We start from the raw sequence: 12695 nt of genomic DNA, 5'->3' as shown, positions 1-12695 counted from the left end.
TTGAGGGATGCGAATGCCGGATATGGATGCGGGCGGTTTCCAGGAACGATTTTACTCTTCCTCCGATGGGCTGAGGCTTTATGCACGCGACTACCGGCCCGAGCAGCCGATAGCCGCCGGACGGCTGCCGGTGATATGCCTGCCCGGCCTGAGCCGCAATGCCAGGGACTTTCATCCGCTTGCGCTGCTTCTCAGCGGGGACAGAACGGACCCGCGCAGGGTGATCGCGCTCGATGCGCGCGGCCGTGGCAATTCCGCGTGGGATGAGAACAAGGCAAATTACAATCTCGCCGTCGAGACCGGCGATGTCATTGCCGCCTGCGCGGCATTCGGCATCGAGCGAGCGGTTTTCATCGGCACGTCGCGGGGCGGGCTGATCCTGCATTTGCTCGCGGCGACACGGCCGGATCTCCTCGAAGCTGTGGTCCTGAACGATATCGGACCTGCGATCGAAGCGAGAGGCCTGGCGCTTATACGCGATTACCTCAACAGCGGCAGAAAGCCGGATGACTGGGAAGAGGCCGCCGAAATATTGCAGGCGGATCACAGCGCTTCGTTTACCGCGCTGACAGCCGAGGACTGGCGCCAGATGGCGCTTGCCATTTATCGCGACGTCGGCGGACGGCCGGTCGCGGACTTCGATCCGGCGATCGCCGAGGTGCTGAGATCGGTCGACTTCAATCAGCCGCTGCCCGATCTCTGGGCACAATTCGAAAGCCTGAGCCGCATTCCGCTGATGTTGATCCGCGGCGAAAATTCACTGCTGCTTTCGAAGGAGATCGCGATCGAAATGGCCCGGCTGCATTCCGGATTGGTCCTTCATACCGCCGAGGGGCAAGGCCATGCGCCGCTCCTCCATCTCGGCGATATCCCTGCAGCAATTCGCGCCTTTCTCGCCACTTGCCGGTAAGGCGGATATCGGATCGAATGCGGCTCCCGCTGATACGCAACCAGTTTCGGGCGGCGGCCTGGAATCCTTGCGCCACCCGGCGCCCCCAAGCGAGCTTAGGCGCCCACACCTCGTCTGCGGCTCCCTCAGTTCGGTTCCCGGATGGCATCATCAAGGCCACGCAGCAGCGGGTAAAGGAAATAGGAGATCACGGTCCTGTTGCCCACCTTGATCTCTGTGGAGACGGTCATGCCCGGCAGCAGTCTGACCGGCACATCCGAGGTGTTCAGCCTCGTATCTGCAAGCAGGATGCGAGCCTTGAAGAAGGGCGCGGCCGGCTGGCTCGGGATGGCAGCCTGTTCCTGCTGCTGGCCGGTCATAAACGTGTCCTGGCTGATGGTGCGTACTTCGCCCGACGCGGTGCCGTATTTCTGGAAAGGATAGGCGTCCAGCTTGATGCGAGCCTCCTTACCCACGGCGATGCGGCCGATGTCGCGGGTGTTGATCGACACCTCCGCTTCGAGCGGCACGTTGATCGGCACCAGCGTGACGATCGGTTCGGCTTCGCGCACGACGGAGCCGATAGAGCGCTGGGCGAGATCGAGCACGACGGCATCGGCAGGTGCTGTGAGCGACACCATGTTGCGGCGCAACTCCATCTTCTTCAGCTCTTCATCCGCCATGTCGCGCTGGCCGCGCAGCTCCACCAGCTGCTCCATCGCTGCCCGGCGGAAATCCTCGATGAAGGCCTGCCGGTCGGCTTTCAGCTTGGCATAGGCATGCGCAGCCTCGTCGGCCTTGCCGCGAGCGGCCGTCAGATCAGACTCGACATCGAGGCGGGCGTCGCGCGAGCCGAGCATGGTGATCAGCGAGCCGCTCTGCTTGTCGTAGAGCCGCGTGCGCGCGCCTTCGATCTGCGAGAGCGTGTCGCGGCGATCGATGAGCACCGCCTCCTGGTTCTTGGCCGCGACAAGCGCTGCCGACTGTCCGGCGATCTGCTGCTCGAAATTCTGCAGCTGCGCCGTGTAGAAGGCCCGCCGCTGGCCGAAAAGCTGCACCTGCAGCATCTCGTCGGGCGTCGTTCCCGCCATCATCGTGTAGTCGTCGCCGGCTAATTCCGCCTCGATGCGCTTGACCTGGGCGTCGAGTGCCGAGAACTTCGCCTGCTGCTGGTCGACATCGGCCTGACTGAAGGTGGCGTCGAGGGTTGCGAGCGTCTGGCCGGCATGCACCACCTCGCCGGCCTTCACATCGATCGTGCGGATAATCGAGGTTTCGAGCGGCTGGACGACGATGGTCGGCTGGGTGGTGACGAGCTTGCCGGGCGCGATCACCACCTCGTCGATATCGGAGACGGAGGCCCAGATGATGGTCGCAGCAATCAGCGCCGTCACGCAATAGAGCGTCATGCGCGCAACGCGCGGCGGAGCACGTTCCTCGAGTTCGACGGCGTCGGACTGGAATTCCGCGATTGCCGGCGGCAGCGGCAGGCGGGCGGTGAGCTGCCCGCCCCTGCCTGGCGGCCCCTTGCCTGATGGGCTATGGTCCGAGGCTACGGGCAGGTTTTCGCCGGATTTTCTGACGCGCGCGTTCATGCGACCTGCCTCATTTGCTGTGCCCACAGGTGGCGATAGGTCATGCAGCGCGACACCAGCTGGTCATGCCGGCCGATATCGGCGACCTTGCCGCGATCGATGACGAGAATGGCATCGGCATCCACAAGCGTCGAAAGCCGGTGCGAGACGATGACGACGGTGCGCCCGGCCGCGATCCGGCTCAGATTCTCGCGGATGATCGCCTCGCTGTCGGGGTCGAGCGCGCTTGTCGCCTCGTCGAAGATCAGAAGCTTCGGATCGGTGATCAGTGCGCGCGCGATTGCCAACCGCTGCTTCTGGCCGCCGGAGAGATTGGCGGCATTTTCTTCCAGCATCGTGTCGAAGCCGCGCGGCAGCCGCTCGATGAACTCTTCCGCACCGGCGACGCGGGCCACCTGCATGATTTCCTCGATGCTGGCATCGGGTTTTGCGGCGGCGATATTGTCGCGCACCGTGCCGCGAAACAGGAAATTGTCCTGCAGCACGACTCCGATGCTGGTTCTCAGGTGCACGAGGTCGATCTCGCGGCTGTCGTAACCATCCATGCGCACCAGCCCCTCCTGGCTCTGGTAAAGCCCCTGGATCAGCCGGGTGATCGTCGTCTTGCCGGAGCCGCTCTTGCCGACCACGCCGAAGACCGAGCCTGCCGGAATGGCGAAGGAGACATTGTCGAGCGCGGGCGCCGTATCGGGAGCATAGCGGAAGGTGACCCGGTCGAATTCGATGCGGCCATGCAGATGCGGCCGCACACCGCGCCCGCGTCCGGCCTGCTCCGGCCGCTGGTTCATGATCTCGCCGAGCATGCGTACGGACAGAGCCACTTCCTGATATTCGTGCACCATGGTGACGATCTGCACCAGCGGTCCCGAGACACGGCCAGCGAGCATGTTGAAGGCAACCAGCGCGCCGATCGTCATAGCGCCGGAGAACACGTCGAGTGCGCCAAGCCCGATGATTGCAACGCTCATCAGCTTCTCCAGAAGCCCTGTCATCGCCTGTGCGATCGTCGATATCTTCTCGACCCGGAAGCGCACCGAGATCGATTGCGCCGAATAGTCGTCCCACACCTTGCGCTGGCGCGGCTCCAGGGCCAGCGATTTGACGGTGCGCATGCCGTGCACGGTTTCCACCAGCAGTGCCTGCCGGTCGCCTTCCGCCTGGTAGAGCGCCTGGAGACGGCGCTGGAACGGTCCGACGAGCATCATCACGACGAGCCCGACGAGTGCTGCGAAGCCGAGCACCACGAGCGTCAGCTTGACGCTGTAGAGAAGCAGGATCGGCACGAAGACGAAGAGCGATACGCCGTCGAGAAGCGTCAGGAACAACCGGCCGGTCAGGAATTCGCGGATGCGCCCCGTCTGCTGCATGTGCTTGACAAGTACACCGGCCGAGGCGTGCTCGAAGAGCGCGATCGGCAGGTTGAGCAAATGCCCGAATGTGCGTGTCGCAACCCTGATGTCGATCCTGTTGGTCGCGTAGAGCAGGAGATACCGGCGCAGGAAAGTGAATGTAGCGTCGAAGACGAGCGCAACCGCGATACCTACGGTCAGAACCGTCAGCGTCGCATAGCTCTGATGCACGAGCACCTTGTCGATGACGAGCTGAAAGAACATCGGCGTCGTCAGCCCGAGGCCGTAAAGAACGAAGGCCGCGAGCGCCACGTCGCGGAAGAAGCTTCGCTGCTTGATGATTTCCGGTATGAACCAACGGAACCCGAACGGCCGATCCTCGTCCGACATGCGATAGTTGCGCTTGAGGAGAACCACCGATCCGGACCAGGCCTTGGCGAATTGCTCCTCGCTCAGGAGAATGACCTCGGGGCGCGTGGCAAGCGGGTCGAGAACTTGTATTCTTTCGTCCTCCCCGCTCCCCCCCGCCCCGGCGACGACCACCCAATTGCCGTTGGTAAGTTCAGCAAGCACGGGAAATGCTTCGCCCAGGCGGAACAGTGACTGCCAGTCGAGGCTGAGGTGCCTCGCCCGAAGGCCGGCATCCCTCGCCATCCGCAACAACCGCCGCACGGCGACGGGATCGTTGCCGACCGCGTAATCGTGCTGCAATCGCTCAGGGGATAGGTCGACGCCATGATGACGCGCGACGAACGCAAGACAGTGCAGATTGGTATGCAGAAAATCACTCATGGCCCACCCGAAACGATACGAGACCGAGGCTTAGCTTCAAAAGGTTGGAGCGCGTGCGAACCGACGCGCTGCGCTCTAGACCCGTTTGTCAGTTGAAGTTCGGCGAAGCGTTCGACGCGCTGCCCTGCACCGCCTGGATATCAGCTGCTGCTGCGGCCGACATGTCACCGATGCGACGAACCGCACCCGCCTCCACCAACCCGCCAAGCGCCTTCTGCATGAGATCGACCGCATTGGCGAAGGCATCGATAGGCATGATGATGCGCTGGCGGAAAACCGGCTTCGGATTGTTGTTGGCGTCACGCTCGGTGGCCGAGAGTGACATCAGGTCGATGCGCACGATCGTTCCCGTGACGGTGATTTCGCCGATACCGTCCGCATAAAGTTCGCTGCTCATTGTTCTCTCCTCTGGTTGATAATCAAAACCTGTTCACCTTTGAGTCGACGCATCGGACCGAAAGCCGCTTCACACTTTCCGGTCCGATGCGTGCGTATCGTGCCGCCATGGCGGAAACGGATCGCGAAGGCCGACGGCTGTCTGGGGATCAAAACCCGTCTCCTCTCCGATCAGGCAATCGTCGAGCGCGGTGCGGATGGCTTCCTCGTCGACGCCGGAGCCAATGAAGACCAGCTCCTGGCGGCGGTCGCCCCAGACATCGTCCCAATGGCGATCGAGCAACTGACGGAATTGCGGATGACGCGGCCAATGCGCCCGCGGCACCGAGGCCCACCAGAACCCCCTGGTGTCAATGCGGCATTGCGTGCCGGCAATCGACAGGAGGCCGATCTCGTCCGGCCGGGTGGCCAGCCAGAAATGGCCTTTCGCCCTGATGAGACCGGGCAATGGCCGCTCGAGGATGCGGCTCAGCCGCGCGGGATCGAATGGCCGGCGCCTGCGATAGACGAAGCTTGTTATGCCGTACTCCTCGGTCTCCGGCACATGATCGCCCCAGCCGTAAAGCTCCTTGTGCCAGAGCGGGTGGCGGGCGGCCTTGGCTTCACTGAAGAGGGCGGTATCCATAATCGCGCCAAGCGGCACCTGACCGAACACCGCCTCGATGACACGCGCATCCGGATTGAGTGCCGCGACGATCCGGCGGACCTCGGCAAGAATCGCGCACGGCACATCACCTGCCTTGTTGATGATGACGACATCGGAAAATTCAATCTGCTCGACGAGCAGTTCCACAAGCTTGCGCTTGTCGTCTCCATCCCGGCTTTCGCCGCGATCCGCGAGGAACTCGGCGCTGGCATAATCGGCGAGAAGATTGACCGCATCGATGACGGAAACCATGGTATCGAGCCGCGCGACATCGCAGAGCGCCGCTCCGCTCTCGTCCCGGAAGGAGAAGGTCGCCGCTATCGGCAGCGGCTCGGCAATCCCCGTGCCCTCGATCAAAAGGTAGTCGAAACGACCCGTGGCGGCGAGACGCCGGATTTCGATCAGGAGATCGTCACGCAAGGTGCAGCAGATGCATCCATTGGTAAGCTCGACGAGGGTTTCATCCGTTCTCGAGAGGTTGGCTCCGTCGTCACGGACGAGATCGGCATCGATGTTGATCTCGCTCATGTCGTTGACGATCACGGCGATCCGGTATCCCTCACAATTGTGCAGAACATGATTGAGCACCGTCGTCTTGCCGGCGCCGAGAAACCCCGCCAGGACCGTCACCGGAAGTCGATTGTCTGCACCTGTCATCGATACCCCCGCTCGCCTTTACGCCGCGAGCTGCGGTTTGAACGCCACGTCCACATAATAGTTTGTGCTGTTGTAACTGCTGGTCGGGAACAACCCGCTCGATCCGTAGGCATAAAGGCCATTGTCGCCGCTGAGCGCCCTGAGGTCGCCGCTCGTCTTCCCGGTGCTGAAGTAATTGCCGGTCGCCGAGTAATTGCCGTTCGTGCTGTAGGAAACGACGTAGGTCGTATCCGCTTCGACCGCGATCTGCTGGGCGAGAGTGGCGGTCTGCCAGCCGCTTGCCGTTTCGTTGCTGAAGGTGACGCTTGCAAGCAACGTGCCCGAGGCGGTCCAGAGATAGCCGTTATGCGGGCCTGTATTTTCGGCGCCCTTGTAGAAGCGGATGCCCGTTATCCAGCCTGCCGTGTCGGCCTGAAATTTCATGCCCAGGTTGACCTGCTGGTTATCGTTCACCGAGACAATTGCAGGCGTTTCATTGGCGCTGAAGAGGTTCTGCTCGCTTCCCTGGGCGTTGACGGTAAGCGAAACCTGGGCGGATGCCGTGCCGCCCTGACCGTCGGCGATGGAATAGCTGAAGCTCGCCGGCCCAGAATATCCTGCCGTTGGCGTGAAGGTGACGGTCTGCGCCTGGCTGTCGTAGGACACCGAACCGTTGACCGCGCCGCCTGCGCCGGTGATGACAAGCAGGTCGCCATCCGCGTCGCTGTCGTTTGCAAGCAGGTTCGCAGCGGCGATCGACAGAGCCGTATTGGTGTAGGTCGTATAGCCGTTGTCATTGGCAGCCACCGGCACCGTATTGCCCGTCGACTGATTGTAGACGACATCGACCCAGTAATTCGTCGACTGGTAACTTGAGGTCGGGAAGGTCGAGCCCGATCCGACCGCGTAGACGCCATTGCTGCCTGCAAGCGCCGTCAGCGAGCCGTTGGTATGCGCCGTGTTGAAATAGCCTGTCGTCGCGACATAGGTGCCGGTCGTGTGGTAGGAGGCGACATAGATCGCGCCCGCCGTGATCTGTAGCGGTGTCGAGAAGGTCGCGGTTTGCCAACCGGAGAGCGACTCGCTGGTGAAAGTGACCGTCGCAAGGAGTGTGCCGTCGGCCTTCCAAAGGGAGCCGGTATGCACACTGGTATCGCCGGCAGCCTTGTAGTAGCGAATGCCGGAGATCGCACCGTTTGCGGAAGCGACGAACTTCATTCCGAGTTCCATCGCCGTATTGTCGTTGAAGCTGCCGCCCGTCGGTCCTTCGCTGCCGGTAAACAGGGTCTCGCCGGCGGGAGCGGCCTGAACGGTCAGGCTGACACTGCCCTGGTCCGCGCCGCCGCGCCCGTCCGACAGCGTGTAAGTGAAGCTTGCCGGGCCTGAATAATTGTTGGCCGGCGTGAAGGTGATGGTTCCGGCCTGCTTGTTGAGAGCGACCGTGCCGTTGAGGGCATTGCCGACGGCGGTGATGGTCAGCGCATCGCCGTTGGCGTCGACATCATTTGCCACGAGTGCAGCAATCGAGATGACAAGCGTTCCGTTGTGGCCGATGACCAGCCCGCTGTCGTCGGTTGCCACCGGCTGGCTGTTCGGGCCGGCGTCGAAGACCACGTCCACCCAATAGTTGGAGCCGCCGGGGCTCTGGCCGGGGAATGTGCCGGCATTGGTGCTGTAGGCGAAGACGCCGCCGCCATCGACGGCCTTCAGTGCGCCGCTGGCATAGGACCCGTTGAAATAGTTCTCGGTGAGGGAGAAAAATCCTTTGCTGTGATAGGACGCTACATAGGTCGTACCGGCCGCGATCTGGATCGGGCTGGAGAACATCACGGTCTGCCAGCCGGAAAGCGGTTCGCCCACCGACACGCCGGTCGCCAGCAGCGTTCCGTCACCGGTCCACAGGCTGACGACGTGTTCGCCGGTATTGTAGAAGCCCTTGTAGAAGCGGATGCCCTGCACCGAACCTGCCGTCGTCGCCTGGAAACGCAGGCCGAGCTCGACCGGATCGCGATCGATCGCCGTTTCGACCGCAGGCTTTTCGGCAAGCGTCCACAGGCTGGTCGTCGTTCCCGGCAGAGTGACCGTGACCTGCTTGCCGGCCGACGGCGCCTCCAGATTGACGCTGTCGTCAACGGCGCGCGACAGGATCGTATAAGTACCGCTTGCCTGGACGACCCAGTTATAGCTCCAGCTCTCGCGGCCTGACGCCTTGAACCAGTGCTGGCCCCCGTCGGTGGAGACCTCGACGCCGGCGATGATGCCTCCGCCAAAGTCTTGCGCCGTGCCCGTGATCGTCACGCGCTGTCCTTCGACGAAGCTTGCGCCCACGATGGGCGATCTGATCGACGAAGTCGGCTTTAGAGTGTCGGTCGACTGGGTCGCCAGGATCAGGCTTGCATCGAGCGTGGTCGGCTGGATGCCCATGTCCGCGAACATGTTGACCATCGCCTGCTGCACGTTGCGATCGGTCGATGTTGCCGGGCCCTGGTGGTTGTCGCTCAGGCCCCAGGACCAGAAAACGGTGCCGGCGCCGAAGACCAGCGCGCCGCTCTCGGCCCGATACATGGTGAGGCTGTGGGTCGCCACCGCGTCGCCAACCGTAGTGCCGTAGTCGCGCAGATAGGTGCTGACCGCGATGGAGGAGAGCGACAGGTTGATGAGACCGTCCGGCCGGAAGCCGTTCTCGACATCGGAATCCCACTCGTAGCCAAGCAGGTTCTGCACCAGATTGTAGGTGTCGCCTTCATTCAGCTGGGAGACATCGGTATTGCGCCAGAAGCGCAGGTTCGAATAGTCGTAGGGGATCGAGATCGTATCCTGGCGGTAGCTGTCCACCTGGAACATGGTGCCGGTCAGCGAATTCTCCGGCTCCTGCCCCGGATCGGCATAACGCGGGTCGCGCCAGGTGCCGGTGCCGACATTGCTCGGGTCCGTGCTCGTGCCCCAGGTCTCCTTATAGCAGACCATGGTGCGGTAAGCTTGGCCGCTGCCGTCGATGCTGCTTTCCCAGCGGACCTTCCAGTAGCATTCGTTGCCGCTCCAGAAGGCGAGGTTCACACCGGCGTCGCGAGCCGCCTCGACATTGGCGCGTTGCTCGGCCGACCAGTATTCGTCATGGCCGACGGAGAGATAGGCATCATGGTTGAGCAGCAGCGCGCCGCTGCGCGTGGCATCGACGCCCGAGATATAGGACACGTCGTAGCCGTTCTGCTCCAGCCAGGAGATTGCAGAGGATTCGACGCCGAAGATATAATCGTGCGAGCCGCCGATCGGGCTCGTATTGGTGATGATCGGCCTGTTGTAGCTCACCGCCGACGCCCGGCCGATCGCCGTCAGGCCGCAACTGCAGTTCGGCGGCAGGTAGCCGATCATGTCCGCCGGGTCGACGGGCACTTCGCCGTAATAGAGACTGGCGCCGCCCCAGGCATTGTAGGCCTGCCAGGTCGTATCCGACGTCTGGAAGACGATATCGCTGGTCGAGGCATCGTCGCGCACGACGAAGGGAATGATGCTCGCATCCTCGGTGCCGTCCTCTCGCACCAGCTTGGCGAAATAGACGCCGGAGACGGCGTCGGCAGGGATCTGCCAGCTCGCCGAAACCGACCAGTTGCCGCAATCGATGAGGCCGAGCGACATGTCGACGATCGGATGCGGCTGGATCTGCGCCGTGGTCAGCTGCTGTTCGATAGAATCGACCTTGCGCGCGCCGGCACCGCCGTAGTAGCCCATGCGGTAGATATCGATGCGGTACTGGGTAGAATCCGTGGCGATTTTGAAATCGACCGTCTGGCCGATATTCGTGCTGATTTCGGTGGCGAAACCCTGGATGGTGCCCTTGCCATCGCCCTCCAGCCCCCATTCGCTGATCGGGTTGCCCTGCTTCAGGTTTTCGAGCGCGATCTTGTTGAGCGTCGGCACGGCCGGAGCGGCCGCCACCGGTGCCGGCGAAGCCGCGGTCGTCTCAGTAGAAACCTCCTCACTCGGCTCCACCGAGAGGGATGCTATCGAGGCCTGAAGACGCAGGGAGGTCGTGCCGAGGGTGCTGTCGGAACTGACAGGCGCAGCCGTCTCGGCGCTTCCAGTGTCGGCATCGCTGGTAACACCCGTGAGCATAGGAGCGGCAGGCAGTGTCGCAGCCTCCTCGTACGGATCCGGGCCAAGCACGGTGCGCTCCGATATCGAGGTAGGCGTCTGGAACACCGTTGCAACCGTCGCCGTCTGGATCAAACTGTCTTGCGCGCCGCCATCTCCCCCGGGCGCCGGCATCGCCGTCGGCGACAGGGACGCTTGCATTTCGCCGGAAAATATCAGGGGCGTTTCGGTCATGCCGGTGAAGGAGGATTGGACGGTTGCACTGCCCTGGTTGGCGAGGCCGAATGGAGCCTGAGTGCTCGAAGACACTACGGCCGGTGTTCCAAGCAGTGCAGTCCAGGCCGAGGTTGCGTGACTGATGCACGGCGTGCCGCCGGCCATAGTGAGATATTTGCGATTCCTGACATGAAATCTCAGCAAGAGCGGCGTCCCCGTTTCCCGTCGACCAGCATTGAATGACTTCATCCTGCCAGCTTTCGAAACGGAACGTACGACAGCAATCTTGGGTATGTGGGTGGTACCTCCATACGCCCATATGATGATCTCGCCGCGCCTCCGATCGACAGGCCTCAAGCTGCCTGATGCTCCCGCTAAGCCGCGGGCGCTGGGTGAAAAGGAAGCTCGTCGGTCTTGTTTTGCCGGTTCGGCCAGTCGAGCCTGTAGTCTCCCGCGCTGCGCCGCGCTACCAGGCCGGAAATGGATCTTCGAGAGCCGACCAGTCCCGCGGATCCGCGCTGGCCAGGCAGTCGTCCAACGCGGTCCGGACGCCTGTCTCGTCCATATCAACACCGATGAAAACGAGCTCCTGCCGACGGTCGCCCCAGGCGCTGTCCCACCGGCGCTCGATCTGCTGACGAAACTGCTGATGGCTTGGCCAGTCCTGTCGGGGAACGGCCGCCCACCAAAGTCCCATGGGTTCGCAGCGCCGTTGCGCCCCGGCAGCCGACATCAGACCCACGTGACGCGGTCGCGTCGCAAGCCAGAAATGGCCTTTGGCACGGATGACCCCCGGCCAGGGCTCGTCCAGGAATGCTCGAAACCGCGTGGGATCGAAGGGGCGCCTCGTGCGATAGACAAAGCTCGATACCCCGTATTCCTCCGTCTCCGGAACATGGTCGCCCGGGCTGTACAGTTCCTTGTGCCACAACGGGTGAGCGGCGGCTTTCGCTTCGTCGAAGAGGCCCGTATCGAGGATGGACGCGAGAGAAACCTTGCCGAAGTCCGTCTCCACCTGGCGCGCATCCGGGTTGAGTGCAGCCACGGTCTTGCGGACTTCCGCGCGGATCTCCTCGGTGGCGTCCGAGATCTTGTTGATCACGACAACATCGGCAAACTCGATCTGGTCCACCAACAGATCGATGAGTGTTCGCCGGTCCTCGCCGTCCCGCTGCAGGCCGCGATCGCGAAGCAGGTCGGCGCTGCTGTAGTCGGCCAGGAGGCTTGCAGCATCGACAACGGTCACCATGGTATCAAGTTTCGCAAGATCGGAGAGCGAAACACCATTCTCGTCGCGGAATGAAAAGGTTGCCGCGATCGGACATGGCTCGGCAATGCCGGTCCCTTCTATCAGCAGATAGTCATATCGCCCCTCTTCGGCCAGTCGCCGCACTTCCGTCAGGAGGTCGTCGCGCAGGGTACAGCATATGCAGCCATTGCTGAGTTCGACCAATGTCTCCGTCGTATGCGACAGGTTGCAGCCACCGTCTCGAATGAGACTCGCGTCTATGTTCACCTCGCTCATATCATTGACGATGACGGCGACCCTGAGGCCCTGACGGTTGGTCAACACGTGGCGGAGAAGCGTCGTCTTGCCGGCGCCGAGAAAACCGGCAAGCACTGTCACCGGGAGCCGGCCCTTCCTGTTCATCACCCTGTTCATCAGCATCCCTTGAAAGTGGGCATTCGGAGCGACCGTCGCAGCGGGGAGCATTTCACCCTCATTCAGCCCGTACCTGGTCTTACCCGATGCATCACGAAGCAAGCTGCGGTCGGAAGACCACATCGGCATAATAATTTGCCGAATCGTAGGTGCTGGTCGGGAAGAGGCCCGTTGTTGCGGATCCGCCATAGGCGTAGACGCCATTGCCGCCGGCAGCCGCACTCGACGGAGCCGTCAACGGGCCGTTCGAGACACCATTCGTGAAGAATCTGTTGGTCGCCACGTAGGCGCCTGTTGTGTGGTAGGAGGCGACATAGGTTGTGTTGGCGGCGATGGTGACGGGTGTTGCAAAGTTCACCGTCTGCCAGCCGCTCGCCGTGGTGTTGCTGAAGGTGGCGGTGGCGAGCCTGGTGCCGGTGGA

The 12695-nt window shown here is 62.5% G+C and carries 8 protein-coding genes; 1 reads left to right on the top strand and 7 read right to left on the bottom strand.

Annotated elements, in window-relative coordinates; translation table 11 throughout:
* Positions 1-13: 13 nt before the first annotated feature.
* Positions 14-910 (top strand): alpha/beta hydrolase, encoded by an 897-nt coding sequence (locus FFR93_RS23750; protein WP_138395008.1) that lies wholly within the window; start codon positions 14-16, stop codon positions 908-910.
* A gap of 125 nt (positions 911-1035) precedes the next feature.
* Here FFR93_RS23750 and FFR93_RS23745 read toward each other — a convergent pair whose 3' ends face one another.
* The 7 genes from FFR93_RS23745 to FFR93_RS23715 all read right to left on the bottom strand — a co-directional run.
* Positions 1036-2484, bottom strand: coding sequence for an HlyD family type I secretion periplasmic adaptor subunit (locus FFR93_RS23745; protein ID WP_138395007.1), 1449 nt, complete (start codon positions 2482-2484; stop codon positions 1036-1038).
* Positions 2481-4625 (bottom strand): peptidase domain-containing ABC transporter, encoded by a 2145-nt coding sequence (locus tag FFR93_RS23740; RefSeq protein ID WP_064706748.1) that lies wholly within the window; start codon positions 4623-4625, stop codon positions 2481-2483. The genes FFR93_RS23745 and FFR93_RS23740 overlap by 4 nt, the downstream gene beginning before the upstream one ends.
* Positions 4626-4713: 88 nt before the next feature.
* Entirely contained in the window at positions 4714-5022 is a 309-nt protein-coding gene (locus tag FFR93_RS23735; RefSeq protein WP_064706747.1) for a hypothetical protein, read from the bottom strand.
* A gap of 69 nt (positions 5023-5091) precedes the next feature.
* The gene (locus FFR93_RS23730) at positions 5092-6324 is read right to left on the bottom strand and encodes a GTP-binding protein (protein WP_138395006.1); all 1233 of its coding nucleotides are present in this window, start codon (positions 6322-6324) and stop codon (positions 5092-5094) included.
* An 18-nt stretch (positions 6325-6342) separates the two neighbouring features.
* Entirely contained in the window at positions 6343-10860 is a 4518-nt protein-coding gene (locus FFR93_RS23725) for a DUF4082 domain-containing protein (protein ID WP_138395005.1), read from the bottom strand.
* Between the two features lie 217 nt (positions 10861-11077).
* Complete coding sequence (locus tag FFR93_RS23720) at positions 11078-12262, bottom strand: GTP-binding protein (protein ID WP_138395163.1); 1185 nt, start codon at positions 12260-12262, stop codon at positions 11078-11080.
* A gap of 103 nt (positions 12263-12365) precedes the next feature.
* Positions 12366-12695 (bottom strand): DUF4082 domain-containing protein (locus tag FFR93_RS23715; protein WP_138395004.1); only part of this gene is annotated, 330 nt, incomplete at its 5' end.

It is taken from the genome of Rhizobium sp. MHM7A, assembly GCF_005862215.1.
Taxonomy (GTDB): Bacteria; Pseudomonadota; Alphaproteobacteria; order Rhizobiales; family Rhizobiaceae; genus Rhizobium; species Rhizobium bangladeshense.
The sequence above is the reverse complement of the archived record's forward strand: the minus strand, read 5'-3'. Positions and strand labels throughout refer to the sequence as shown.

Bases quoted from the DNA above. Each gene is read 5' to 3' on its own strand.
- FFR93_RS23725 (WP_138395005.1), bottom strand. From the start codon at position 10,860: ATGAAGTCATTCAATGCTGGTCGACGGGAAACGGGGACGCCGCTCTTG.
- FFR93_RS23740 (WP_064706748.1), bottom strand. From the start codon at position 4,625: ATGAGTGATTTTCTGCATACCAATCTGCACTGTCTTGCGTTCGTCGCG.
- FFR93_RS23745 (WP_138395007.1), bottom strand. From the start codon at position 2,484: ATGAACGCGCGCGTCAGAAAATCCGGCGAAAACCTGCCCGTAGCCTCG.
- FFR93_RS23750 (WP_138395008.1), top strand. From the start codon at position 14: ATGCCGGATATGGATGCGGGCGGTTTCCAGGAACGATTTTACTCTTCC.
- FFR93_RS23730 (WP_138395006.1), bottom strand. From the start codon at position 6,324: ATGACAGGTGCAGACAATCGACTTCCGGTGACGGTCCTGGCGGGGTTT.
- FFR93_RS23735 (WP_064706747.1), bottom strand. From the start codon at position 5,022: ATGAGCAGCGAACTTTATGCGGACGGTATCGGCGAAATCACCGTCACG.
- FFR93_RS23720 (WP_138395163.1), bottom strand. From the start codon at position 12,262: ATGAACAGGAAGGGCCGGCTCCCGGTGACAGTGCTTGCCGGTTTTCTC.